Origin of the sequence: Nocardiopsis alba (genome assembly GCF_000710955.1) — a bacterium.
Taxonomy (GTDB): domain Bacteria; phylum Actinomycetota; class Actinomycetes; order Streptosporangiales; family Streptosporangiaceae; genus Nocardiopsis; species Nocardiopsis alba.
Genome location: NZ_BAZE01000003.1, coordinates 1 through 24,762, shown reverse-complemented (window position 1 = coordinate 24,762; position 24,762 = coordinate 1). Strand labels below are relative to the sequence as shown.

The window sequence follows — 24,762 nt, the reverse complement described above, 5'->3', positions numbered from 1 at the left end:
TCCGTGCGTCGGGGCGGGGTGGAGACCGGGCGTCCGAAGGACCGACCACCGAAATCTTCGGGGCCGGTCGGTGTCTCCGTGCGGGACATCGGTCGGCCCCGTACCGTGTAACCAGCGCACTCTCCGCGCACCGGCACGTTAGGAGACCCAAGTGATCGTTCGCAGTCTGGACGAGATCAACGACACCGACGCCGACATCAAGACCGAGAACTGGCGCAGCCGTCGGATCGTCCTGGCCAAGGAGAAGGTGGGCTTCTCCTTCCACGAGACCGTGCTGTACGCGGGCACCGAGTCCACGTTCTGGTACGCCAATCACGTCGAGCTCGTGCACTGCATCGAGGGTGAGGCCGAGCTGACCAACGAGGAGACCGGGGAGAAGCACATCATCACCCCGGGCACCCTCTACCTGCTCAACGGCCACGAGAAGCACACGGTCCGCCCCAAGACCGACTTCCGTGTCCTGTGCGTCTTCAACCCGCCCGTGACCGGGCGCGAGGTCCACGACGAGAACGGCGTCTACCCGCTGGTCGTCGAGGAGGAGGCCCCCGCCTGATCCAGGGCGAGGGTCGTACGACCGAAGGGCGGGGTCCGCGTACGCGGACCCCGCCCTTCGGTCGTCGCGAGGGTGGACACCCCTGGGTGACGGGTGTACGGACCCTGGGTCACCCCGCACAGGTGACCGGGGTGAAGAGGGTTCTTACAAAGGACACCTGATGGCCTGAAGCTCATAACCAGTGCATAACGGACCAAAGGTGCCCCGTTACTGAGGGGCGGGCTCGGGGAGGGAGACCCCGTACCAGTGCCGTCGTCCCCTGTTCCCGGGTGACGGACGGAGCCGTGGACCACACCACGGCAGCAGCCCACACGAGGCGATCCACATCATTCGAACGTCGCGGAGCCCTCGCCCCCCTCTTCTTCGGGCGAAGGCGCCGCTCTCGCGAGTATCCGAGGAGCAGTCGTGAAGAAACAGGGACCAGCGCGTCGGCGGGGAACCTGGGGCCGCAGAGACGCTTTCCGCCTGGGTGGTGTCGGGCTCGCCGTGGCCGGTCTCTCGGCGTGCACCAGGGTCGACGGCAACGGCGGAGCGAACGAGGACGGGAAGTCGACCCTGGAGCGACTGCGTGAGCAGGGCTTCGTCGCGGTCGGTCTGGCCAACGAGATCCCGTTCGGTTTCGTCGACGACGCCGGTGACCCCGCGGGGCAGTCTCCCGCCGTCGCCCAGGCCGTCTTCGAGGAACTGGGGGTCCCCGAGATCCAGGCCTCGCCCGTCAACTGGGACGGTCTGATCCCCGGCCTGGACGCCAATCGTTTCGACGTCCTCGCCGCCGGTGTGTTCATCACACCCGATCGCTGTGGCCAGGTCGCCTTCACCGAGCCGACCGCCACCTCTCCCGAGGCGTTCATGGTGGCCTCGGGCAACCCGCACAACATCCAGCACTTCGAGGACTTCGCGGACAATCCCGACCTCAAGCTCGCCGTCCTCAACGGTTCTGTGGAGCAGACGTACGCCGAGTACTTCGGGGTCCCCGACGGCCAGATGGAGCTCATCGGCAATCAGACCGCCGGTTACGAGCTGCTGGAGTCCGGCCGTGTGGACGCGGTCTCCATGCTGAGCGTGTCCCACCACTACCTGATCCAGGAGCGCGGCGGCGACTTCGAGGTCTCCGAGCCCTTCTTCCCGGTCATGGACGGCAAGGAGGAGAAGGGCTGGGGCGGTCTGTGCGTCCGGCAGGACGACACCGAACTCCTGGAGGAGATGAACCGGGTCATCGCGGAGTTCACCGAGAGCGGTCGTCTGCTCGAGCTGGGCGAGGAGTGGGGCTTCACCGAGGACGACCTCCCCGACGGCACGAGCACCGCTGAGCTCTGCGAGGGCTGAGCCCCGTGGAACAGATCGAATTCCTCATAGAACGGTTGCCCAGGTTCCTCGACGGCGCCTGGGTGACCGTTCAGCTCACCCTCGGGGGGAGCGCGCTGGCCTTCGTCCTCGCCATGGTCTTCGGGATCATGGGGACGGCCGGCCACTGGTTGCCCAGAGCCGTCTCCACGGTCTACGTGGAGGTCTTCCGGGGCATCGCCGCCCTGGTCCTGATGTTCTGGATGGCCTACGCACTGCCCGTCGCCACCGGTTTCCAGCTGGACGACATGTTCGCGGCGATCCTGGCGTTGGGGCTCAACGTGGGAGCGTACGGCGCCGAGGTCGTGCGCTCGGCGATCAACGCGGTGCCGAGGGCCCAGGTCGAGGCGACCGTCGCTCTGAACCTCTCCTGGTTCCAGCGGATGCGCCTGGTCGTGGTCCCTCAGGCCTGGGCACAGATGCTGCCGACCTTCGGCAACCTGGTCATCGAGTTGATGAAGGCCACGGCCGTGGCCTACCTGATCGGTGTCGCCGATCTGGCCGCCGTCGCGCAGCAGTTGCGTGAGGCCACGGGCGAGACGGTGGTCGCCTACTCCGGTGCCCTCGTCCTCTACTACCTGATCGCGCAGGTGCTCATCCTCGGTATGCGACTGCTCGAACGCCGCGCCAACCGGAAGCTGGGCCGGGTGACGCCCGGGGGCGGCGGTCCGCTGTCCCTGCTGAGACCGCCCTCGGTCGGGACACGAGTGGGGGTGGCCAAGTGATGTTCTGGGATTTCGAGTGGACGTTCCAGATCATGCCGGACCTGCTCTCCGGCCTCTGGGTGACCGTCCAGATCACGGTGATCGCCTATCTGATGGCCCTGGCCCTGGGCCTGGCCATCGCGATCGTCCGGCGAGTGCCGATCATCGGCTCCCTCCTGCACTTCGTCATGGAGTTCATCCGGACGACACCGCTGATCATCCAGTTGGTGTTCGTCTTCCTCCTGGCGCCGTCGACGGTCTCGGGCATGACCGTGGGCATCCTGGTCCTGGGAGTGCACTACTCCTCGTACACCGCCGAGGTGTACCGCTCGGGTATCGAGGGCGTGTCCAAGGGCCAGTGGGAGGCGGCACGCGCCCTGAGCCTCCCCACCACCCGTACCTGGGGGGCGATCGTGCTGCCCCAGGCGATCCGCAAGGTCATCCCCGCGCTGGGCAACTACCTGATCGCGATGTTCAAGGACACCCCGCTGCTCTTCGCGATCGGTGTGGCCGAGCTGCTCACCGAGGCCCAGCGTGTGGGCAGCGCCGACTTCCGCATCGTGGAGGCCTTCACCGTGGTCGGGTTCCTCTTCCTCCTGGTGAGCATCCCGTCCGCGATCGTGATTCGACGACTGGAGAAGCGATATGCCGCCGTCTGATACCCCCGAGAACACGACGACACCGGGTGTCGAGGGCGACGCCGACGGCCCGTTGATCGTCTTCGATCAGGTCGTCAAGCGTTTCGGCGATCTCACGGTCCTGGACCATCTGGACTTCTCGGTCGCCCCCGGTGAGCGGGTCACGCTCATCGGACCGAGCGGTTCGGGCAAGACCACCATCCTGCGTCTGCTCATGACCCTGGAGAAGGTCACCGAGGGCCACATCTGGATCCAGGGCGAGCCCTTCAGCCACATGAGGAGGGGCTCCGCGCTGGTGCCCGCCAACGAGGGCCACCTGCGTCGGCGGCGCAAGCGCATCGGCATGGTCTTCCAGCAGTTCAACCTGTTCCCGAACATGACCGTTCGCAAGAACATCATGGAGGCCCCGGTCCACGTGTTGGGCGTGGGCAAGGACGAGGCCGCCCAGCGGGCCGAGGAACTCCTGGAGCTGGTGGGACTGGGCGACAAGATCGACGCGCACCCCACGCAGTTGTCCGGTGGACAGCAGCAGCGGGTGGCGATCGCGAGGGCGCTGGCCATGCGACCGGAGATCCTCCTCTTGGACGAGGTGACCTCGGCGCTGGACCCGGAGTTGGTGGCCGGTGTGCTGGACGTGCTGCGGGAGGTGGCCGAGACCACCGACATCACGATGCTGTGCGTGACCCACGAGATGGGCTTCGCCCGCGATGTCTCCCACCGCGTCCTGATGTTCGATCAGGGGAGGATCGCCGAAGAGGGGCCGCCGGAGCAGATCTTCGGGGATCCCCGGGAGGAACGGACCAAGTCGTTCCTCAAGTCGGTCCTGGACAACGGGTACTGAGCCCGTTCCCGCGGGGCGCCCGCCCGGTCGTGTCGACGATCGGGCGGGCGCCCTCGTCATGTGGGGCATCACCGGTGTGGCGCCCTCGTCGGGACCCGGCAACGACATACCGTAGTCATTAAGTCGCTTTTAGTTTTCCCTGGTGCAGAATGTGTGTTCTGAGACAGGGGGGACTCTTGTGACCATAGTGCGAAGATGGGGGCTCGCGTGGACGCTCGGTGTCGCGGCGGTCCTCATCATCGGGCCACTGATCCTCAGCCCCGTCCTTCGCTCCGAGGTCTTCGGGGACTCGGCCGTCCTGCTGCTGATCTCCTGGATACCGATGCTGGTGGCGTGCGTCGTGGCCTGGGGGTTGTCGCGGGGGCTGGGGCGACGGGACGAGCTGGACCGACGCGTGGTGGGGGCCATGGACGGCCACCCCCTCAACCGGGAGCTGCTCTGGCAGGGGCTCATGCTCATCGGCTTCATCCTGTCGATGATGCTGATCTCGGGGGTCCTGCGGGTCTACGGCGAGGAGACCGGGACCACCCCGGACCTGGCCATGTCGGCCTCGCTGGTGTCCCGACTCCTGTTCCTCTTCGCGATCCCGCTGCTGATCCTGGACCGTTCCGGCATCACCGTCGAGGGCAAGGGCACCGCCATGCCCGCGATCGCGCTCGGAGTGAGCGAACCCTGGCGCTGGCTGGGCCTGGCCCCCGTCGCCCTGGCGGTCGGGATGATGGGCTACCTGATCCTGCCGCACATCGGGCTGCCCCCGCCGTCCTTGACCCTGTACGCGATGCTGTTCGCCTTCGCCCTGATCGCGCTCTGCGAGGAGATCTTCTTCCGATGCATGATGCAGACCCGGTTGGAGATCCTCCTGGGCCGTTGGGGCGGCATCGTGATCACCTCGGCGGTCTTCGCGCTGACCTACGCGCTCATCCAGCCCTATGACGCGGTGGCCCAGTTGCCGCCGGAGCACGACCTGACGCACGACATCGGCATGGCCATGCTCACCTACGGTGCGGCGAGCGTGCTCTACGGATACCTGTGGGCCTGCTTCCGCAACACCTGGATCAACGTCCTCATGCGTCTGGCGGTCTTCGTGCTGATCCTGCCGCCGGATCTCCAGATCGGTATCTGAACCGGCGCCACCTGCGAAGTCTTCGCGCGATGGCGGAGATTTCACCCGGTACGACCCGAGGGTCATCGGGCATATGGGTAGAGAAGACCCACAGGGGTCGCACCGCGGTCATCTTCCCCTTGCGGGAGTGTCACCGTGTGGTCATGGAAAAGGGGGAGTCTGCCCACTGTGAGCACGGAATCAGCGCCGACAGAGGCGGAACTCGGCACCGCGGAACTACCGTCCGACAGGTTCATGGACCGGGAGGAGGGGTGGCTCCGTTTCAACCAGCGGGTCCTCGAACTGGCCGAGGACGAGGACATACCGCTGCTCGAACGGACGCGATTCCTCGCGATCTTCTCCAGCAACCTCGACGAGTTCTTCATGGTCCGGGTCGCCGGCCTCAAACGGCGCCTGGCCACCGGCCTCTTCGTCGCCTCCTCGAGCGGCCACCACCCCCGGGATCTGTTGGAACGCGTCTCCAAGGTCACCCACGAACTCGTGGTCCGTCAGATCGCCTGCTTCGAGGAGAGCGTCGCCCCCGCCCTGGCGGAGGAGGGCATCGGCATCGTCCGCTGGAACGAGCTCGACACCGCCGAGCGCGAGTACCTCCACGGGTACTTCCGCCGCTCCGTCTACCCCCTGGTGACACCGTTCACCGTCGACTCGGCCCACCCCTTCCCCTACATCTCGGGCCGCTCCCTCAACCTCGCCGTCACCGTTCGGGATCCGGACGACGACCGTCAGATGTTCGCCAGGGTCAAGGTGCCCGCCTCCCTTCCGAGGTTCATCGAACCGGCCACGAGCGGCGGCGGCCGATACGTCCCGGTCGAGGACATCATCGCCGCCCACCTGCCCCAGCTCTTCGAGGGCATGCACGTGGTCGAGCACCACGCCTTCCGGGTCACCCGCAACGCGGACCTGGAGGTCGACGAGGACGAGACCGACGACCTCGTGCAGTCGCTGGAGAACGAACTCCTGCGCCGTAGGTTCGGTCCCCTCGTGCGATTGGAGGTGGAGCGGACCATCAGCGACGAGGTCCTGGCCATCCTCACCGAGGAGCTCGGCGCCGAGGAGGAGGAGATCTATCGGGTCCCCGGGCCGCTCAACCTGGCCGGGCTCGCCCAGATCGCCGACGCGGACCGCCCCGACCTGCGCTATCCGCCGATGGTCCCGGGCGAACCCCGCTCGCTCACCTCGGGAGACCTGTTCGCCACCATCAGGGAACGCGAGGTCCTGGTCCACCACCCCTACGAGTCGTTCGCCACCACCACGGAACGGTTCCTCTCCCTGGCCGCCACCGATCCCAAGGTCGTGGCGATCAAACAGACCCTGTACCGGACCAGCGGTGATTCCCCCATCGTCGAATCGCTCATCGAGGCGGCCCGGGCCGGCAAGGAGGTCGTGGTCCTGGTCGAGGTCAAGGCCCGCTTCGACGAACAGAACAACATCCAGTGGGCCCGCAAACTCGAACGCGCGGGCTGCCACGTGGTCTACGGCGTGGTCGGACTCAAGACGCACTGCAAGTTGTCCATGGTGATCCGTCAGGACGACGACGGTCTGCTCCGCCGCTACTGCCACGTCGGCACCGGTAACTACAACCCGAGCACCGCGCGCGTCTACGAGGACCTCGGTCTGTTCAGCGCCGCAGACGAGGTGGGCGAGGATGTCAGCGACCTGTTCAACAGCCTCACCGGGTTCTCCCGTAAGAAGCACTACCGACGACTCCTGGTGGCGCCCGCCGCCCTGCGACAAGGGCTGCTGCGACAGATCGACGAGGAGATCGCGGCCGCCCGCGAGGGTGGGGCGGCGCGTGTGCGGATCAAGGTGAACTCCCTGGTGGACGAGGAGATCATCGACGCCCTCTATCGGGCCTCCCTCGCCGGGGTCCGGGTCGACCTGTGGGTCCGGGGGAGCTGTGTCCTGCGCGCGGGGGTCCCCGGGCTCTCCGAGAACATCCACGTCCGCAGTATCCTCGGCCGTTTCCTGGAGCACTCCCGCGTGTTCGTCTTCGAGAACGGAGGCCGCCCCAAGGTGTGGATCGGCAGCGCCGACCTGATGCCCCGCAACCTGGACCGACGTGTCGAGGCGTTGGTCAGGATCGCCGACCCCGAGCAGTGCCGGAGGCTGGTGGGCCTGATGGACCTGGCGATGGCCGACGGAACCTCCTCCTGGCGTCTCGAACCCGACGGTTCGTGGACCCGGGTCACCCACGACGAGAACGGACAGCCCTTGATCGACCTCCAGGAGACCCTGCGCGGCGACCGTCACCTGCGGGTGGTGGACGGAGGATGAGCGGTCACGGGACCGGCTCCGGGAACGGTACGACCGACATCAGGGTGACCAGTGCCTTCCCTCCCCGGGACACCGCGGTGGGCGGATACCTGGAACCCATCCGCGCCGGTGGGGCGGTGCTGTGGCGTGACGGGGACCGGGGGCGCGAGATCGTCCTCATCCGCCGTCCCGGTCGCGGCGACTGGTCCCTGCCCAAGGGCAAGCTCAAGAACGGTGAACACCCCATCACGGGCGCGGTACGCGAAGTGGAGGAGGAGACGGGGCTGAGGCCGTTGCTCGGCCGTCGGCTGCCTCCCCAGCGCTATCTCAAGAACGGTTGGCCCAAGCAGGTGGAGTGGTGGGCGGCCGTTCCCGAAGGGGGCGGCGGGGCGATCGACTACGAGCCCAACGAGGAGATCGAGGCCGTCGAGTGGGTCCCGGTCCAGGAGGCGCGGGAACGGCTCACCTACGAGCACGACGTCCAGGTCGTCGACAACTTCCGCGCGGGCCCCGCGGAGACCTTCCCGATCGTCCTTCTGCGGCATCTGTCCGCGGGGGAGAAACGTGCCTGGACCGGTGACGACCTGCTGCGTCCGCTCGACGAGACCGGCAGGGCCGACGCGGCGGCCCTGCCGGACGTCCTGGCCGCCTACGGGCGGCCGCGCGTGGTCTCCTCGGCGGCGGCCCGTTGCGCGGAGTCGCTGCTGCCGTACACGGTCGGGTTCGACGCGCCCATGGTCACCGAACGGGCCCTCACCGTGGGTCGGGGCGGCCGAGGGTACGACGTCGACGAGGCCCGACGGGTGTTCGCGGAGATCATCACGGAGAGAAGGCCCACCGTCGTGTGTACCCACGGCGAACTGGTCCCCGCGCTGATGGCCGAGGCGCTCACCCGTGCCGGCGCCCCCTTGTCCCAACAGTTGGGGCTGCGCAAGGGATCGTTCTGGGTACTGCACATGTCCGTCGACGGCGGGCTCGCCGGTGTGGAACGCCACGACGTGCGGGAATGAGGACCATCCCCACCGACCCGGGTCGGAGCGCTCCCGAGCCGGTGACATGATGCGTGCATGGCTGAACACATGGTGGCCCGGAGCATCGTGATCGACGCTCCGGCCAAGAGGATCTTCGACCTGATCGCCTCGCCGGGGAAGCACCCTCTCCTGGACGGCTCCGGCACCGTCCTGAAGGCGGTCTCCGGCCCGGAACGGCTGGAACTCGGCTCGGAGTTCGGCATGGACATGCGGATGATGGGGCTGCCCTACCGGATGACCAACCGGGTGGTGGAGTTCGAGGAGAACCGGGTCATCGCGTGGAAACACGTGGGTTCGCACCGCTGGCGGTACGAGCTGGAGGAACTCGACGGCGAAGGGACGCGGGTCACCCAGACCTTCGACTACACCTGGGGCCACACGTTCTTCTACATGATGTCCGGCGCCCCGGCCCGGAACGCGCGCTCGATCGAGGGCAGTCTGCGACTGCTCAAGCGCGAGGCCGAGCGGGACTGAGCCGGAGCGTGCTCCGGGCCGGCCGCCCCGGTCCGTTCGCCCGGGTCGGGACCGGGCCGTCGTAGCACTCGCGCGATGCCCTAAAGTTCGGCAAGGGCCCGCGCGCCCGTGCGCCTCCCGGCCACCGCGGCGTCGGCTGAGCGGGCCCGCTGACGAGGAATCGGTCGACGCAGGGAGTCGGGAGACCAGTGGGTGGAACCAGCTTGGGTGACGTGTGGCAGGACGTGCTGTCCGTCCAACCCCATCCGGATCAGTGGATCATCATCGGGGCGGCCGCGGTGGCCTTGGCCGTCGTCCTGCTCGGTCAGCCCTGGCGGGTGGCGCGCAACGTCGTCACCATCGCCCACGAGGGCGGTCACGCCCTCGTCGCTCTGCTCAGCGGTCGTCAGCTCACCGGGATCCGGCTGCACTCCGACACCTCGGGGGTGACGGTCTCCCGGGGTAGACCCACCGGTATCGGCATGATCCTCACGGTCTTCGCCGGCTACGTCGCGCCGAGCGTCATCGGCCTCCTCGGCATCCTCATGCTGATGGCGGGGAGGATCACCGCTCTCCTGTGGCTGAGCATCGTGGTGCTCGCCGCCATGCTCCTGATGATCCGCAACCTCTACGGCGTGATCTCGATCGTGGCCACCGGCGCCGTCGTCTTCGGCGTGAGCTGGTTCACCCCGCACGAGGTCCAGGCGGCCTTCGCCTACCTGTTCATCTGGTTCCTGCTCTTCGCCGGGGTGCGTCCCGTCATCGAGCTCCAGAGACAGCGGATGCGTCAGCTCTCCCCGCACTCCGACGCCGACCAGCTCGCCCGGTTGACGGGACTGCCCGGGACCTTCTGGGTGATGGTGTTCCTCTTGGTGAACGCCGCCGTCACCCTCTTGGGAGTGTGGATGCTGTTCTTCTGATCCGAGGGGGCCCGGAGGGCCTTCGGACACGGAAAAGGGGCCCCGCGTGCGGACGCGGGGCCTTCGTCGTCGTGGGGGTCAGGCGCTCTGCGGGGCGGCCAGGGCCTGGGCCACCGAGTCGAACACCGGGATACGGGTGTCCAGAGAGGTCACGCGCAACGTCTGGACGATGCGCGGCTGGGCGGCTGCGATCACCAGAAGGGCCTGCTGCTCCTTGGCGGCCTTGTGGGCGCGGATCAGCACGCGCAGGCCGCTGGAGTCGATGAACCTCAGGTCGGTGCAGTCCAGCACCACACGGCCGAAGGGCTGTGTCGTCAGCGCCTCGGTGACCGCGTCCTGGAAGCGGGCCTCGGTGGCCATGTCGATCTCCCCGTCCAGGGTCAGGACACGTCCGGACTCGTGGAGGGTGGAGGAGATGTTCAGGTCGGGCATTGCGACTCCGGCGAACTCGGGCCTTGCCCGATAGGTCGGCGAGGCAGACCATACGTCGCCCCACCGGGGGCGCGTGGTGACCGGTGCGTTGGTTGCGTTGACGCGTGAGCCAAGCTGATGGTTCATCAAGTTCCTTGCGTGGTGCCCCGGATCGAAAGCCGGGGAGGAAACGCCTTTCTCGCCTGGATTACTCGGAAAAGCACAGCGTTCTGGGAACGTTCGGGCCGGGGCCCGAGTTCCCGGTGCCGTGGGTCATCGGCGATGACCGGGTGCTCAAGGGCAGGGAGACTCGGTGTGCGATGGGACGGGACCGCTCGTCGCCACCGTCTTCGACGGCGTTCGGTCCCTTGCACAGGAGAACCCACCGGTGCCGACGGACATTCCCTCGCGCGGGACGACACCGAAGGCGGACGGTCCGGATCCTCCCGCCGGGCCGTCTCCCCGAAAGCTCGGTGCGGTGCCGTGTCACCGGGGTCGTTCAGCCTCGGACTTTACCACAGGGCCGTAGCCTATTCGTGACGTGAGAGACGCCGGGTCGTGCCCGTGGACCTGTCGCTTTCCGTACGCGATGGTGTACACGATCACGCCTTTCGTAGGCATTCCGTTCCGTCGATATCGGTGTCCGGTTCGGGCGACCGCTCCTGTTGCTGGAGCGCCCACACGCACGCCGACAGGGTGAGCGGGACCGCCACGGTCAACGCCAGGGCCGGGATGGCCACACCGGAGTCGTTGGCGGCGAACCCGACGAGCGCGGTCACCAGGGAGCCGGTGAGGCCCGCACGCAGCGTGGGAGCGTACTCGTAGGCCCGCTGGAGCGCCCCGATCCGCCAGTTCGTCGGCCGGTTGAGGGCCGCGAAGAGGAACAGCAGGGCGCCGGCCGAGAGCAGGGTGAGCTGCCAGTTGCCGAGGGTCCCCAACATCGCTCCGAGCTTGCGGGCCAGGACGGTACCGGCCTCCCCGTTCACGACCTGGGCCGCGAACGCGCCGAAGTGGCTGCGCTCCTCGATCGGCCGCAGGTAGTCCATCCAGGACAGAAGGGCGATCACCGTGAGAGAGGTCACGCCGATCACGGCCAGGCGCGGCAGGGTGATCCGTATCCCCGCGATCATCATCGTGGTCACAGCCAGCCCCGGGATGAGGGCGATCACGCCGCCGAAGTCGGTGCCCAACCCCGGCCAGCCGACGATCAGGACCGAGGACACCCCGATGATCAGCGTCGTGACCACCGCGGTCCGCCGTCGGCCACGTCCGATCAGCATGTGCGCGATCCCGGCCACCGCCATGAGCATGCCGGTGGCGAAGGTCGCGAACGCGATGTTGCCGATCCCGTAGAAACGTCCCGCCACGATCGGTGAGTATCCGGTGGGGGAGTTCATCTGGAGGTTCGCGCCGAAGCACAGGTCCAGGAACAGCACCAGGGTGGTGGCGCCCGCCACCACCGTCATCGGCCCGAGGATGGTGCGGCGCCAGGGTCCCGCCATCGCCAGCGCCACGACCAGGGCGTCCACGGCCAGTACCGAGGTCAGCAGGGCCAGAGGGGGAGTGGTCGCCGCCCACCACGGGATGAGGTTGGCCAGGTAGCTCGCCACGGGGAAGGCCGCCCCGGCCAGGGCGACGACGCGGGTGATCGACAGGACCAGGGCCCGTTTGCTCCGTTCCCCGTCCGAGTACCGGTGCAGGGCGTAGGCGGCCGCGGCGTAGATCAGCAGCTGAAGGGCGACCAGGCCGCTGAAGAAGCCTGGGATCGAGGCGCCCACGACCACCGCCGCGGTGTTGAAGTCGACCAGTCGACCGATGGCGGCCTCCGTGGTCGCCGGGCGCTCGTCGAGTTGCCAGACCCGTCCTCCCGTGGGCGCGGGGGCCCGCATACCCAGCGCGTCGAGCACGGTCGTGGTGGTGTCGGTCAGGACCACCAGCCCGGGGCGGCGGGTGGACTCCGAGGCCAGATAGGAGTGCGGACCGACCAGGCCCTGGGCGGTCATCTCCCCGTTCATGGCGACGGTCAGACGTGAGGGCCCGGTGTCCATGGACACCCCGACCACCATCAGGGAGGAACCGGTGGGAAGCGCTCCGATCAGGGACGACATTCGGGAGTCGAGGGTCTCCAACGCCTCTTCGCGTACCCACTCGGGGACGTCCTCGGGGTCGGGGTCGCCCTCCCCGTCGGTGGTGGTCGCGGGGTCGGGGTACAGGCGGGTGAGCTCGGGCAGCTCCACGACGGCCAGGGACACCCCTTCCAGGCGTTCACGGGTGAGCTCCCGTGCCGAGGGCAGGTAGTGGTCGACACGTCCCGAGGTGTCGGCCGCGCCCAGGGCCGCCCCGGGGCCGGCCGCCAAGGTGAGCCCGCCCTCGTCGCGCACGGTCTGGCCGAGCATGCCCACGGGCGCGGAGAAGGGGGAGGCCAGGTTCTGCTCGATGTAGGAGTCGTATCCCGGAACGGAGGCGCCCGAGCCGTCGCTCACGGGCGCGGGGGCCGGTTCGCACACGGTGAACCGTTCCCGCTCGGACAGGGCGCGCTGGCCGGCCGACACCGAGAGCCAGCCGTCGGTGGGACAGGTCCGGGAGGTGGCGGTGCGGATCGATACGTTGCCGATCGCCCCGTCCCCGGCCATCTCCCACAGGGTGGGCGTGTGCTCGGGGGTGACGTCCTCCCAGAGCAGCCCCGGGATCCCCACCAGGACGACCGGGGCCTCCCGTCCCTCCGGCGCCCTCGGCGTCGGACCCGCGGCGGCCGCGGCGGGCGCCGCGCCCGCGAGGACCGCCGCGGCCAGAAGGAGCGCGCACAGTCGTCCTCCCCAACGCGTGCCGAGCACAGGACTCGGTGACATGGCGGCCCCCCCGATCGCACGAATCACCCTCTGGTCGCGCTCACCCTAGTGACCTGCGCGGCTCGTCGTGGGAAAACGATGACAACGGCGATTCCGGGCGTCCGCTCAGTCCGTGACGCCCCAATCGCGCAGAACCTCGTCGATGTCGGGGAGCGGTCCGCCCCGGGTGACCCCTCCGGGGGTCCGATCGAACCGGGGCGCGGGACCGGCCATGATCCGCCCCTTCTCGCGCACGAGTGAGCCGCGGGCGCGCATGTGCGGATGGTCGGGGGCCTCCTCCATGGACAGGATCGGCATCACGCAGGCGTCGGTCCCCTCGAAGATCCGCCCCCACTCGTCCCGGGTGCGTGTGCGCAGGACCTTCGCGAAGCGTTCCCGGAGCGCGGGCCAGTTCTCGGTGTCCCACTGCTCGGGGAGATCCTCCTCGGCCAGCCCGACCCCTTCCAGGAAGGCCCGGTAGAACTTCGGTTCGATGCACCCGACGGAGAGGTGCCGTCCGTCCGCGCATTCGTAGACGTCGTACCAGGGGGCACCGGTGTCGAGGTAGTTGGTGCCTCGCTCGTCGCTCCACGCGCCGCGCGAACGGTCCTCGTGCACCATCGACATCAACAGGGAGACCCCGTCCACCATGGCCGCGTCGACCACTTGGCCGCGTCCGGAGGTCTGCCGTTCCACGAGGGCGGCGAGGATCCCGGTGATCGTGAACATGGTGCCTCCGCCGAAGTCGCCGAGGAGGTTGATCGGGGGGATCGGGGGGCCGTCGGCGCGTCCGATGGAGTGCAGGGCCCCGTTCACGGACACGTAGTTCATGTCGTGGCCCGCGGTGTGGGCCAGGGGGCCGTCCTGCCCCCAGCCGGTGACCCGCGCGTACACGAGGCGGGGGTTGATCTCGTGGCAGTCGTCGGGGCCCAGTCCGAGCCGTTCCATGACCCCGGGACGGAAGCCCTCCAGGAGGACGTCGGCCCGGCCGATCAGGTCGCGGGCGGTCTCCCGCCCCTCCTCCGACTTGAGGTCGATCCCGACCACGGCCCGGCCCTCGCACATGTGCGGGCCGGGGGCGCCGGAGCGCATGGCCTCGGCGGCCTGAGGGCGGTCGATCCGGACGACGTCGGCCCCCAGGTCGGCGAGGAGCATGCCCGTCATGGGTGCGGGGCCGAGGCCCGTGAACTCGACGACGCGGATTCCGTTGAGGGGTCCCATGGGTGCCTTTCGAACGCGAGCTGACTAGAACGGGGTTCGGTTCATTGTGCAGCCCGAGCGGCGCGGGCGCCAGATCCGTCGCGGAGCGCGTCCTGGACGCGGCGGGTGGAGTCGAAAAGAAGAAAAGGGGCGATATGGCTTAATGGAGCGTCGCGTGGTTCGATTTTCGGCTAATAACAAAAGGAGAACTCTCCCCGATGTTAATGTCGTCCTACTCGCCTTCGCGCCCCTCGTCCTCCTGCGCGGAACCCCCACGTAAGAGGACGTCGAACCCTGCTCTCGAGGGACGGTCGAACGGCGATCCCGATCGCGGGGGACAAAGCCGGCATTCGCCCGGACGGCCCCCGGAACGGTGACAGAACCCCTGCCTTTCCCGTGCCGGAGAAGAGTGAGAAGGTCATGTCCGAAAACCCCGGAAGGAAAAAGGGACGAGGTGGACGTCGCGCCAAGGGACGCAGGCGTACACGCTCCTCCCCGCCCCTCCTCCTGATCGCCGCCTCCGTCGCCGGGGCCCTCGCCCTGGCCTGCGGCGGCACCGCCCTGGCCATGGACAAGAGCGTCGCCCTCGACGCCAACGGGGAGCGGAGCACCGTCCACACCTTCGGCGGCACGGTCCAGGACGTCCTCGACTCCGCGGGGATCACCCTCGACGACCACGACATCGTCGCCCCCTCCCCGGACACCCCGATCGGTGGCGGAGACCACGTCATCGTCCGCTCGCCGCGCGACCTCACCGTCGAACTCGACGGTCGCCGCCTGGAACATCGGGTCAACGCCGCGACCCTCGGAGAGGGGCTCCGCCAGATCGGCCTGGACCCCGAGGGCGTCGAACTCTCCCAGGCCCACGACACCGCCATCCCCTCCGATGGATTGACCGTCACCGCCGGCCGAGCGCCCCGCATGGTCGTCGTGTACGACACGATCCGCTCCGAGACGCGCACCACCGGAGAGACCGTCGCCGACGTCCTGGAGGCCGCCGGGGTGGAACCGGGCGAGCACGACGTCGTCACCCCCGACCTCGACGAACCCGCCGAGCCCGACATGGTCGTCCACGTCCTGCCCGTGATCGGCGAACCCGAGACGGAGGAGGTGGTCATCGAGGCCGAGATCGTGGAACGGGAGAACCCCGACCTGCCCGAAGGGGAACGCGAGGTCGTCACCGAACCCGAGGACGGCCTCAAGGAGGTCACCACGGCGACCGTCCTGCGTGAGGGGGAGGAGGTCGAACACGCACTCTCCGAGGAGATCGTCACCGAACCGGTGGCGGGGCTGGTGGAGATCGGCACCAAGGTCGAGGAGGCGACCGCGGACCTCCCCGAGGTCGGTGGAGAGGCGGCCGGACTCGACTGGGCCGGGCTCGCCGCCTGCGAATCCGGAGGGGACCCCGCCGCCGTCAACTCGGCGGGCGGCTACTACGGCCTCTACCAGTTCAGTCCGCGGACCTGGGCCTCGGTCGGCGGTAGCGGGCTGCCCTCCGACGCGAGCCCGGAGGAACAGACCATGCGCGCCCAACTGCTCTACGACAGCGTGGGCGGAGACTGGCGGAGCCAGTGGCCCCACTGCGGGATCCACCTCTTCGACTGACACAGGGACGAGCGGGTGGGCGGCTGCCGGCAAGATGTGTGGGTGACACAGACATCCGCACCCGACCCCGACGACCGTTCCCGCTTGCTCACCCCCGCCGACGTGCGGGCGCTGGCCGAACGGTTCGGCATCCGGCCCACCAAGACCCTGGGCCAGAACTTCGTCATCGACCACGGGACCGTCCGCCGCATCGTTCGCGTCGCGAACGTCGGCGAGGACGACGTGGTCGTCGAGGTGGGTCCGGGACTCGGCTCGCTCACCCTCGCCCTGCTCCCGCACGTGCGCAGGGTCACCGCGATCGAGATCGACCCCGCTCTGGCCGAGGCCCTGCCGGGGACCGTCGCCGCGCACGCGCCCGAACTCGCCGACCGGCTCACCGTCGTCCCCGGCGACGCCATGCGCGTCACCGAACTCCCCGGCCCCGAGCCGACCGCACTGGTGGCCAACCTGCCCTACAACGTGTCGGTCCCCGTCCTGCTGCACCTGCTCGAACTCCTGCCCGGGCTCGAACGGGTCCTGGTGATGGTGCAGGCCGAGGTCGCCGACCGGATCACCGCCACCCCCGGCGGCCGGATCTACGGGGTGCCCTCCGCCAAGGTCGCCTGGTACGCCTCCGCGCGCCGGGCCGGAGCCGTGGGACGCAACGTGTTCTGGCCCGCCCCCAACGTCGACTCCGGCCTGGTGGAGCTGATCCGCCGACCCGCTCCGACCACCAAGGCCTCCCGGCGGGAGGTGTTCCAGGTCATCGACGCCGCCTTCGCGCAGCGCCGCAAGACCCTGCGCGCGGCCCTCGCGGGTTGGGCCGGCTCGGCCCCGGCCGCGGAGGAGGCCCTGCGCGCCGCCGGCGTGGACCCGAAGGCGCGCGGGGAGTCCCTGGGCATCGAGGGGTTCGCCGCCATCGCCGAACAGCGTCCCGAGTAGCGGATCAGTCCTCGGGGGCGGCCCGCTCGCTCCGATCCGGAGCCCGGGTCCCCTCGGAGGATCGCGCCCTCGACCTCAGGAGGGCCCTCGCGACCCCCACCAGGATGAGACCGGTGAAGAGCACCGGGATCAGCCACAGGAGGTCGAAGTCCCAGGAGCCGCCGCCCCGGACGACGAGCACGACCGCCAGACCGAGGAACATCACCCCGGCGATCAACGAGCCGACGTCAATCCCGCGCTTGGCCATATCGAACCTCCACTACTCCACCCGCGGTCTCCGCGTTCACATTGATCACGGGCGTCTCGTCAGTCCCGCTCGTCTCGGGTTCCTCCTCGGTTCCCGTCTCGGGCCCGTTCGGTTCGTCCTTCGCGCCGCCTTCCGGCGGGTCGAAGACCTCCTCGTAGGTCAGGTCGGCCCCGTACATCTCGTCCGCCCCCGCGCCGGTCGGGTCGATCATGCCCCAACCGGCGCCCGCGGTCAGGTCGACCCGCGCGTCCTCGGGGAGCACCACGACCAGCACGCCGTGGTCCACCCGGGCCGCCACGTCCACGCTCTGTCCCGCCTCCAGTGAGGAACCGAGCCGGCTCAGGTCCAGGACCCCCCGGCCCAGGGTCAGACGCATCGGTTCCCCCTCGACGTGGGCGACCGCCTCCGGCTCCCAGACCGCCTCGCCCACCTTCGCCCGAGGAAGATCGAACGTTCCCACCAGGACCGCGCCCAGGACGGCGAGCGTCCCCAGGAACAACAGTCCGCGCGTGTTGCCCGCCCACGTGCCGATCAGTGAGAACACGCCGACCACCGCGACCGCCGCCGCCATGAAGTAGAGGCCGTACACCGGACCGAACAGCAGGTCCGTACTCCCCGCCCCGTGGAACACCGACCCCAGATGGGGGGCGGCCACGACCAGCGCGATCGCCATGGTCACCACGGTCCACAGCGCGTGCGAGGCCAGGGGGGAGGGACGGCTCCGTCTCTCGAAGCAGCCCTCGCCGCCCTTCCCGTCATCACGCCCTTCGGGAACGTCCTCCTCTTCATCCGCGGGGTCGTCGAGGTCGTCGTCGGATTCGGCGTCCCGTGAGGTGCGCTCCGAGACCACGGCCAGATCCACCGGTCCGTGCGGAGCGGAGGCCCACGGCTGAGCCGGGTTGTAGTAGGCCGCGCTCGGCTGCGGTACCGGTCCGGTCGGCGGCGGATCCCGTCTGGCCAGGTCCGCGCGGAGCCCCGACAGGACCGAACGCAACTCCATGCCCCGCGCACGCGCGGTCAGCAGGCCCAACACCAGTGGAATCGCCAACACCAACGTCGCCCAGCCGAAACCGCCCACCAGACTCAGCGCGGTCGCGCCCATCAACCCCACGGCCAACAGGCGGGGGACGGCCCTGGACGGGATGGCCCGGTCCAACATCTGCTCGAACGTGGCCGGTCCGCCCTGGGGGTCGCGCATCAACATCCACGCCGCGACGTACAACAACAGGCCCGTGCCACCGGCGAAGGCGGTCAAGGCGAAACCCGTCCGCCACAGGACCGGGTCGACCCCCGTGTAGGCGCCCAGACCGGCGCACACACCGGCGATCACCCGCCGGTCGTCGTCGCGCCGCAGACCGGGGCCGGTCTCCGGAGGATCGACGGCGTCCCCGGCCTCGGCCGGAGGACTCTGGGCCTCACCGTCGGTCATCGTCGCTCACCGCACCTTCCTCATGGAACCATCGTCGCCCCTGATACGTCCCAGAGGGAATCCGGGACGACCCTGAGCACACCCTGACCGGCGTGCGCCGCGGACCAGGGGTGCCTCCCCGATGTCGGCGCGTCGACCACAGGGCATGCTTGGAGAGGGCAGGTAACCGGAGGCGCCGCGTCACGCGGGCGCGTCCGTACGGAGCGATCGGACGAAGGCGGTGAGCGGGCGGTGGAGACGACGGCCGCGGAGACCCCGCGGCTGACCCGGGCGGTCGAGGGCCGCCTCCTCGGAGGGGTCGCCGCCGGCGTGGCCCGCCACCTGGGCATCGACCCGGTCGTGGTGCGGCTCGCCCTCATGGCGTTGACCGTCGGAGGCATAGGGCTGGCCGTGTACGCGGCCCTGTACTTCGCCCTGCCCCGAGAAGAGGTCGAGGACCGGCCCGAAGGCTCCGAGGAACACCGGCGCAAGGGCCGGGACATCTCCCAGATCATCGCCTACGTCGGTCTCGCCGCCGCCTTCGGCGTGCTCTTCATGATCTTCGGCGGGGTCTTCGACCCACTGCTCTGGTTCATCATCTTCGGCGCCCTGGGCGCCACGATCCTGTGGCAGCAGGCCAACCCGGCCGAACGCGACGAGTGGATGGCCAGCACCGTCAGCCGCGCCGGCCCCAAAGGCCTCATGCGCACCGGCACGGGCGTCCTGCTCATCGTCATCGGCGTCATCGGCTTCATGGTCTTCCAACAGCAGCTCCAGGACGCCCGTGCCGGACTCAGCTTCGCGCTCACCCTGCTCGCGGGCATCTCCCTGGTCGCCGCGCCCTGGATCATCGGCCTCGTCCGCGAACGCGACGCCGAGCGCCGAGAGCGCATCCGCAACGCCGAACGCGCCGAACTCGCCGCGCACATCCACGACTCCGTGCTGCACACCCTCACCCTCATCCAACGGCGGGCGGAGGACCCCCGAGAGGTCCAACGCCTGGCCCGCGTCCAGGAACGCGCCCTGCGCAGCTGGCTCTACCAACGTCCCGCCGACGCGGAGACCACCGTCTCTCCCGCCCTCGAACGCGTCGCCGCCGAGGTCGAGGAGGAGCACGGCGTCCCCATCGAGGTGGTCTGCGTGGGCGACTGCCCCATGGACGACGGTCTCGGCGCCCTGCTCAGGGCCGCCCGAGAGGCGATGGTCAACGCGTCCAAGTACGCGGGAGGCTCCGGTATCTCCGTCTTCGGAGAGGTGGAGGAACGCGAGGTCCTCGTCTTCGTCCGCGACCGGGGGGAAGGGTTCGACCTCGAGGCCATCCCGGAGGACCGCATGGGGGTGCGCGGCTCCATCATCGGTCGAATGGAACGCCACGGAGGCTCCGCGCGCATCCGCACCGCTCCGGGAGAGGGCACCGAGGTTCAGCTCACCATGCCCCGCATCCCGGAACTGTGATGGGACCGGCACGGGGGTAAGGTCGTTCGTGTGGGAGAAGAGAGCACGACCTTCAGTGACGGAGACGCGATTCCCCGCGTCGTGATCGTGGACGACCACCGTCTGTTCCGCAGCGGTGTACGCGGCGAGCTCGGTGACGCCGTCGAGGTCATCGGTGAGGCCGGCGACGTCGACAGCGCCGTGCACGTGATCAACGAGACCCGCCCCGACCTCGTTCTCCTCGACGTCCACCTGCCCGGTGGCGGAGGGGTGGAGGTGCTCCGGCGCGTCCTCGCCAAGAACCCCGGGATCCGCTTCCTGGCCCTGTCGGTCTCCGACGCGGCCGAGGACGTCATCGGCGTGGTGCGCGGCGGTGCCCGCGGCTACGTCACCAAGACCATCTCCGGTAGGGAACTGGCCGACGCCATCGTCCGTGTCGCCGACGGGGACGCGGTGTTCTCACCGCGGCTGGCGGGCTTCGTGCTCGACGCCTTCTCGGCGACCGACGCGCCCCCGGTCGACCCCGAGCTGGACCGCCTCACCCAGCGCGAGCGCGAGGTCCTGCGGCACATCGCCCGCGGGTACGCCTACAAGGAGGTCGCCAAGGAGCTGTTCATCTCGGTCAAGACGGTCGAGACGCACGTCTCCTCGGTACTGCGCAAACTCCAGCTCTCCAACCGGCATGAGCTGAGCCGCTGGGCCACCGCCCGCCGCCTGGTCTGAACCCGGCGGCGGACGGCCGTGAGAGGCGGGGCTCAGCGCAGCGCGTCGAGCATCCGCTTCAGGAACTCCTCCTCGGACACCGAGAGGACCACCCGCGTCGCGCGGCGCTCGTCGGCGCTCGGGCGAGGACGACGGTCCGCCACGGTCATGCCCCGGGTCAGCGACCCGGCCAGCTCCACCCGGATCGGGGCGTCGAAGGCCTCGGTGACCAGGTGGGGGTCGACCAGCACCGCCGCGGCCAAGGGGTCGTGCATGGCGCACTGACGCACACCGAAGATCCCCTTGTAGAAGTCGGCGTAGAAGTCCAGGAAGGCCGAGGTGTGCCGGGCGCGATCGCCGGGCACCTCCTTGAGCCGGTCCAGCCACTCGCCGGTGGCCACCGTGCGCATCGTGATGTCCAGCGCCACCAGATCGAGGTCGAACCCGGCGGCGAACACGGCCTCGGCCGCCTCGGGGTCGTTGACGATGTTGGCCTCGGCGTGCGAGGTCACGTTCCCCGCCGTCTCGACGGCGCCGCCCATCACCACCAGGCGACGGACCAGACGCGGCAGGCGCGGCTCCAAGGACAGCGCGATCGCCAGGTTGGTGAGCGGACCGACCGCCAGCACGTCCAGCTCGCCCGGGTTCTCCCGGGCCAGACGCACGAGCAACTCCGCCGCGGACTCCGCCACCGGCTCACGCGCCGGTTCGGGCAGCTCCACATCGCCCAGGCCGTTACCGCCATGGACGTGTTCGGCCAGACGAGGGGGCTGCACCAGCGGACGCTCCGCGCCGACCGCGACCGGGACTCCCGGGCGACCGTACAGGTCCAACAGCCGCAGCGCGTTGCTCGCGGTCACCTCCACGGTGTTGTTGCCGAACACCGCGCCGACTCCGAGGATCTCCACCTCGGGACGTGCGGCCAGGTACGCGAGCGCGACGGCGTCGTCGATCCCCGGGTCGCAGTCGACGAACACGCGTATGGTCTCCCGGTCTGCCAAGACCAATCTCCCCCGATCAGGACATGCGTCAGGTGGGCGAAAGGCTCACCTGGTGGAAAACCAGACTAAGCCGCCCCGGACACCGGGCGTGGCCGGCGACGTCGTCGGTCGGTCGTAACCTGGTAGACGTGTCCTCCCAAGAGCAACTTCTCGAAGGTCTGAACGGTCCCCAGCGCGAAGCCGTGACGCACGCGGGTTCCCCCCTCCTGATCGTGGCGGGCGCCGGTTCTGGAAAGACCCGTGTCCTCACCCATCGCGTCGCCTATCTCATGGCCGAACGCGGGGTGCGCCCAGGGGAGATCCTCGCGATCACCTTCACCAACAAGGCCGCCGCCGAGATGAAGGAACGCATTCAGGCGCTCCTCGGCACCCGTGCCGCCAACACCATGTGGACGATGACCTTCCACTCGGCGTGCGTGCGCATCCTGCGCAGGGAGGCGCACCGACTCGGATACCCGAGTGGGTTCACCATCTACGACTCCGCCGACTCCGCGCGGCTCATGCAGTTGGTGTGCAAGGAGATGGACCTGGACCCCAAGAGGTTCCCGCCCAAGTCCTTCGGCTTCCAGGTGTCCAACCTCAAGAACGAGCTCATCGACTACGACACCTTCGCCGAACAGGCGCAGACCGAGCAGGAGAAGAAGCTCGCCGAGGCCTACCGGCTCTACCAGCGCCGTCTCCACGAGTCCGGCGCCATGGACTTCGACGACCTCATCATGGTCGCGGTCAACCTCTTCCAGATGTACCCGGACGTCGCCGAGTACTATCGGCGCCGTTTCCGGCACGTCATGGTCGACGAGTACCAGGACACCAACCACGCCCAGTACGTGTTCGTCCGCGAACTGGTCGGTGCCGCCGAGGGCTCCGATACCGGCGTGGTCCCGCCCGCCGAACTGTGCGTGGTGGGCGACGCGGACCAGTCGATCTACGCCTTCCGCGGCGCCACCATTCGCAACATCCTGGAGTTCGAGCGCGACTTCCCCGACGCGCGCACCATCCTGTTGGAGCAGAACTACCGCTCCACCCAGAACATCCTCTCGGCCGCGAACACGGTCATCGATCGCAATGAGGGCCGACCCGCCAAGAACCTGTGGTCGGAACAGGGCGAAGGCCCCAGGATCACCGGTTACGTCGCCGACAACGAACACGACGAGGCGGCGTTCGTGGTCGGGGAGATCGACAGGCTCAACGACGAGGGTGTCGTTCGCCCCGGGCAGGTCGCGGTGTTCTACCGGACCAACGCCCAGTCGCGTGTGTTCGAGGACGTCTTCGTCCGGACGGGACTGCCGTACAAGATCGTCGGCGGAGTGCGCTTCTACGAGCGCAAGGAGATCCGCGACATCCTCGCCTACCTGAGGGTGCTCGCCAACCCCGAGGACACGGTCAGTCTGCGACGCATCCTCAACGTCCCCAAGCGGGGGATCGGGGCCAGGGCCGAGGAGTCCATCGAGCTGTTCGCCGCCCGGGAACGGATCACGTTCGCCCAGGCGCTGCGCCGGGTGGACGAGGCCCCGGGGATCGCGACCCGTTCGGCCAACGCCGTCCGCAACTTCACCGCGCTGCTCGACGAGCTCTCCGAGGGCGTTCCGGGGAGCACACCGGCCGAGATCGTCGAGGCGGTGCTCGGCAAGACCGGGTACCTGTCCGAGCTCGCCGAGTCCAAGGACCTCCAGGACGAGAGCCGGGTGGAGAACCTGGAGGAGTTCGTCGACGTGGCCCGGGAGTTCGAGAACACCTTCGCCGCGCTCATCGAGGACGAGGCCGCCCTCGAAGGTGCCGAGAACCAGGGGATCGACCCGGGCGAGCCCACACTCGTCGACTTCCTGGAGCGGGTCTCCCTCGTCGCCGACACCGACCAGATCCCCGACGAGGACGACGAGGGCGGCGTGGTCACGTTGATGACCCTGCACGCCGCCAAGGGGCTGGAGTTCCCGGTCGTCTTCCTCACCGGTATGGAGGACGGCGTCTTCCCGCACACCCGGACTCTGGGGGACAAGACCCAGTTGGAGGAGGAGCGGCGCCTGGCCTACGTGGGGATCACCCGTGCGCAGGAGAGGCTCTACGTCAGTCGGGCCGCCGTGCGCAGCGCCTGGGGGACCCCCTCCTACAACCCGGCCTCCCGCTTCCTGGACGAGATCCCCTCGGAACTCGTCGACTGGCGGCGCGCCGAATCGTCCCTGGCGGCCCCGCCCTCGCGCGGGATCGGTGGCGGTCGAGGCGGTGGCGGTTTCGGCGGGACCTTCGGGGGAGGCCGTAAGAAGGCGGCCAAGGAGGCCCCCACGCTCAGCGTCGGCGATCTGGTGAACCACGACTCCTTCGGTATGGGGCGGGTCCAGCTGGTCGACGGGGCCGGGGACAAGACCAAGGCGCGCATCGACTTCGGCGCCGACATCGGGGAGAAGGACTTCCTGGTCAAGTACGCCCCGATCGAGAAGCTCTGACGAGGGGACGTTCGGGGCGGGTCACGGGGCGCTCGGTGGACGTGTAAGCCACGACACCGGAGAGTTTCTCCGAACCCGTCACGAGCACTCCCACCCGGGGGTACAGTTGGTGAAGACCGAGCGAGACGAACGCGGGATCTTCCGCGGGCGGGCCGGTCTCACCTCTTCGATCAAGCCTGGTTCGAGCAGTGCTCGGAGCATGTAAACTCGCAGAGTCGCTTCTTCCGAAAAGGGACGCGGAAACGCGGAACTCGAAAGAAAAGCGAAATCGGGCTTTACCCCGATCGGGAACACCGAAAACCGCCGAGTTGCGGGACACGGAAGACCTGATAAAGTAAAGACACAACACAGCGGGAAACACCGGAAACGGTGCGAACGCGAACAAAGCCTTCCACGGAAGAGCAGAACGGGACACTGGTCCTGGAGCTTGTACGGGAAGCGTGATTGTTTCTTGAGAACTCAACAGCGCGTGTTTGATTTTCTTTAAGCCATGTTTGTTTTGGCCCCGACCACACTTCGGTGTGGAGGGTTCCTTTGATTGGTCACGAGAGTGACCGGTCAGGATTTCTTCTAGGTTTACCCTTCCCAGGCTGATCTTCGGGTCGCCGGGTCGGGTTGAGTGACCTTTATGGAGAGTTTGATCCTGGCTCAGGACGAACGCTGGCGGCGTGCTTAACACATGCAAGTCGAGCGGTAAGGCCCTT

The 24,762-nt window shown here is 68.7% G+C and carries 21 protein-coding genes and 1 rRNA gene; 16 read left to right on the top strand and 6 right to left on the bottom strand.

The window, feature by feature from the left end; genetic code table 11:
* The first annotated feature begins 151 nt into the window (after positions 1–151).
* From TR33_RS05805 to TR33_RS05760, 10 genes are all read left to right on the top strand, one after another.
* Positions 152–553: an ectoine synthase gene (locus TR33_RS05805; RefSeq protein ID WP_014910344.1), complete on the top strand. Its 402-nt coding sequence runs from the start codon at positions 152–154 to the stop codon at positions 551–553.
* A gap of 486 nt (positions 554–1,039) precedes the next feature.
* A complete protein-coding gene (gene ehuB / locus TR33_RS05800) occupies positions 1,040–1,879 on the top strand; it encodes an ectoine/hydroxyectoine ABC transporter substrate-binding protein EhuB (RefSeq protein ID WP_014908683.1) in 840 nt (279 codons plus the stop codon).
* A gap of 14 nt (positions 1,880–1,893) precedes the next feature.
* Positions 1,894–2,622 (top strand): ectoine/hydroxyectoine ABC transporter permease subunit EhuC, encoded by a 729-nt coding sequence (gene ehuC / locus TR33_RS05795; RefSeq protein ID WP_026125308.1) that lies wholly within the window; start codon positions 1,894–1,896, stop codon positions 2,620–2,622.
* Positions 2,622–3,260, top strand: a complete 639-nt coding sequence (ehuD, locus tag TR33_RS05790; protein ID WP_042282037.1) for an ectoine/hydroxyectoine ABC transporter permease subunit EhuD — start codon at positions 2,622–2,624, stop codon at positions 3,258–3,260. The genes ehuC and ehuD overlap by 1 nt, the downstream gene beginning before the upstream one ends.
* On the top strand, positions 3,247–4,080 hold the full coding sequence (ehuA, locus tag TR33_RS05785) for an ectoine/hydroxyectoine ABC transporter ATP-binding protein EhuA (protein WP_017536203.1): 834 nt from the start codon (positions 3,247–3,249) through the stop codon (positions 4,078–4,080). Before ehuD ends, ehuA begins: the two co-directional genes overlap by 14 nt.
* Before the next feature lie 187 nt (positions 4,081–4,267).
* A complete protein-coding gene (locus TR33_RS05780) occupies positions 4,268–5,203 on the top strand; it encodes a CPBP family intramembrane glutamic endopeptidase (protein ID WP_042282035.1) in 936 nt (311 codons plus the stop codon).
* Between the two features lie 168 nt (positions 5,204–5,371).
* Positions 5,372–7,477 carry an RNA degradosome polyphosphate kinase gene (locus TR33_RS05775; protein ID WP_084570217.1) on the top strand — a complete coding sequence of 702 codons (2,106 nt, stop codon included), beginning with the start codon at positions 5,372–5,374 and terminating at the stop codon, positions 7,475–7,477.
* Positions 7,474–8,466, top strand: coding sequence for an NUDIX hydrolase (locus TR33_RS05770; RefSeq protein WP_042282029.1), 993 nt, complete (start codon positions 7,474–7,476; stop codon positions 8,464–8,466). Before TR33_RS05775 ends, TR33_RS05770 begins: the two co-directional genes overlap by 4 nt.
* Before the next feature lie 57 nt (positions 8,467–8,523).
* Positions 8,524–8,961, top strand: a complete 438-nt coding sequence (locus TR33_RS05765; RefSeq protein WP_014913443.1) for an SRPBCC family protein — start codon at positions 8,524–8,526, stop codon at positions 8,959–8,961.
* Between the two features lie 203 nt (positions 8,962–9,164).
* Positions 9,165–9,860, top strand: coding sequence for a M50 family metallopeptidase (locus tag TR33_RS05760; protein WP_042282025.1), 696 nt, complete (start codon positions 9,165–9,167; stop codon positions 9,858–9,860).
* 78 nt (positions 9,861–9,938) lie between these two features.
* Here TR33_RS05760 and TR33_RS05755 read toward each other — a convergent pair whose 3' ends face one another.
* The 3 genes from TR33_RS05755 to TR33_RS05745 form a co-directional block, all read right to left on the bottom strand.
* On the bottom strand, positions 9,939–10,292 hold the full coding sequence (locus tag TR33_RS05755) for an STAS domain-containing protein (protein WP_014909058.1): 354 nt from the start codon (positions 10,290–10,292) through the stop codon (positions 9,939–9,941).
* A gap of 581 nt (positions 10,293–10,873) precedes the next feature.
* Complete coding sequence (locus TR33_RS05750) at positions 10,874–13,120, bottom strand: threonine/serine exporter family protein (protein WP_234305764.1); 2,247 nt, start codon at positions 13,118–13,120, stop codon at positions 10,874–10,876.
* Positions 13,121–13,225: 105 nt separating this feature from the next.
* Positions 13,226–14,320, bottom strand: coding sequence for a CaiB/BaiF CoA transferase family protein (locus tag TR33_RS05745; RefSeq protein ID WP_042282019.1), 1,095 nt, complete (start codon positions 14,318–14,320; stop codon positions 13,226–13,228).
* A 399-nt stretch (positions 14,321–14,719) separates the two neighbouring features.
* On the opposite strand from TR33_RS05745, the gene TR33_RS05740 reads away from it, so the two are divergent.
* Positions 14,720–15,904 carry a resuscitation-promoting factor gene (locus tag TR33_RS05740; RefSeq protein WP_042282017.1) on the top strand — a complete coding sequence of 395 codons (1,185 nt, stop codon included), beginning with the start codon at positions 14,720–14,722 and terminating at the stop codon, positions 15,902–15,904.
* 36 nt (positions 15,905–15,940) lie between these two features.
* Positions 15,941–16,825 carry a 16S rRNA (adenine(1518)-N(6)/adenine(1519)-N(6))-dimethyltransferase RsmA gene (gene rsmA / locus TR33_RS05735; protein WP_017536196.1) on the top strand — a complete coding sequence of 295 codons (885 nt, stop codon included), beginning with the start codon at positions 15,941–15,943 and terminating at the stop codon, positions 16,823–16,825.
* Positions 16,826–16,829: 4 nt separating this feature from the next.
* On the opposite strand, the gene TR33_RS05730 is transcribed toward rsmA, so the two are convergent.
* A complete protein-coding gene (locus TR33_RS05730; protein WP_014909007.1) occupies positions 16,830–17,072 on the bottom strand; it encodes a hypothetical protein in 243 nt (80 codons plus the stop codon).
* Positions 17,053–18,501 (bottom strand): PspC domain-containing protein, encoded by a 1,449-nt coding sequence (locus tag TR33_RS05725; protein ID WP_042282016.1) that lies wholly within the window; start codon positions 18,499–18,501, stop codon positions 17,053–17,055. The genes TR33_RS05730 and TR33_RS05725 overlap by 20 nt, the downstream gene beginning before the upstream one ends.
* Positions 18,502–18,732: 231 nt before the next feature.
* Between TR33_RS05725 and TR33_RS05720 the strand changes: the two genes are divergently transcribed.
* Positions 18,733–19,935 carry an ATP-binding protein gene (locus tag TR33_RS05720; RefSeq protein WP_014912079.1) on the top strand — a complete coding sequence of 401 codons (1,203 nt, stop codon included), beginning with the start codon at positions 18,733–18,735 and terminating at the stop codon, positions 19,933–19,935.
* A 30-nt stretch (positions 19,936–19,965) separates the two neighbouring features.
* Complete coding sequence (locus tag TR33_RS05715; RefSeq protein WP_014912170.1) at positions 19,966–20,637, top strand: response regulator; 672 nt, start codon at positions 19,966–19,968, stop codon at positions 20,635–20,637.
* Positions 20,638–20,669: 32 nt separating this feature from the next.
* Here TR33_RS05715 and TR33_RS05710 read toward each other — a convergent pair whose 3' ends face one another.
* Entirely contained in the window at positions 20,670–21,599 is a 930-nt protein-coding gene (locus TR33_RS05710; RefSeq protein ID WP_042282596.1) for a nucleoside hydrolase, read from the bottom strand.
* Between the two features lie 146 nt (positions 21,600–21,745).
* On the opposite strand from TR33_RS05710, the gene pcrA reads away from it, so the two are divergent.
* Complete coding sequence (pcrA, locus tag TR33_RS05705) at positions 21,746–24,058, top strand: DNA helicase PcrA (RefSeq protein WP_042282014.1); 2,313 nt, start codon at positions 21,746–21,748, stop codon at positions 24,056–24,058.
* 625 nt (positions 24,059–24,683) lie between these two features.
* A 16S ribosomal RNA gene (locus TR33_RS05700) occupies positions 24,684–24,762 on the top strand; the annotation flags it as partial.

Excerpts from the sequence above, each read along its gene's own strand:
- ehuD (WP_042282037.1), top strand. The coding sequence starts at position 2,622 with ATGTTCTGGGATTTCGAGTGGACGTTCCAGATCATGCCGGACCTGCTC.
- ehuA (WP_017536203.1), top strand. The coding sequence starts at position 3,247 with ATGCCGCCGTCTGATACCCCCGAGAACACGACGACACCGGGTGTCGAG.
- TR33_RS05770 (WP_042282029.1), top strand. The coding sequence starts at position 7,474 with ATGAGCGGTCACGGGACCGGCTCCGGGAACGGTACGACCGACATCAGG.
- TR33_RS05765 (WP_014913443.1), top strand. The coding sequence starts at position 8,524 with ATGGCTGAACACATGGTGGCCCGGAGCATCGTGATCGACGCTCCGGCC.
- TR33_RS05755 (WP_014909058.1), bottom strand. The coding sequence starts at position 10,292 with ATGCCCGACCTGAACATCTCCTCCACCCTCCACGAGTCCGGACGTGTC.
- TR33_RS05750 (WP_234305764.1), bottom strand. The coding sequence starts at position 13,120 with ATGTCACCGAGTCCTGTGCTCGGCACGCGTTGGGGAGGACGACTGTGC.
- TR33_RS05745 (WP_042282019.1), bottom strand. The coding sequence starts at position 14,320 with ATGGGACCCCTCAACGGAATCCGCGTCGTCGAGTTCACGGGCCTCGGC.
- TR33_RS05740 (WP_042282017.1), top strand. The coding sequence starts at position 14,720 with ATGTCCGAAAACCCCGGAAGGAAAAAGGGACGAGGTGGACGTCGCGCC.
- TR33_RS05730 (WP_014909007.1), bottom strand. The coding sequence starts at position 17,072 with ATGGCCAAGCGCGGGATTGACGTCGGCTCGTTGATCGCCGGGGTGATG.
- TR33_RS05725 (WP_042282016.1), bottom strand. The coding sequence starts at position 18,501 with ATGACCGACGGTGAGGCCCAGAGTCCTCCGGCCGAGGCCGGGGACGCC.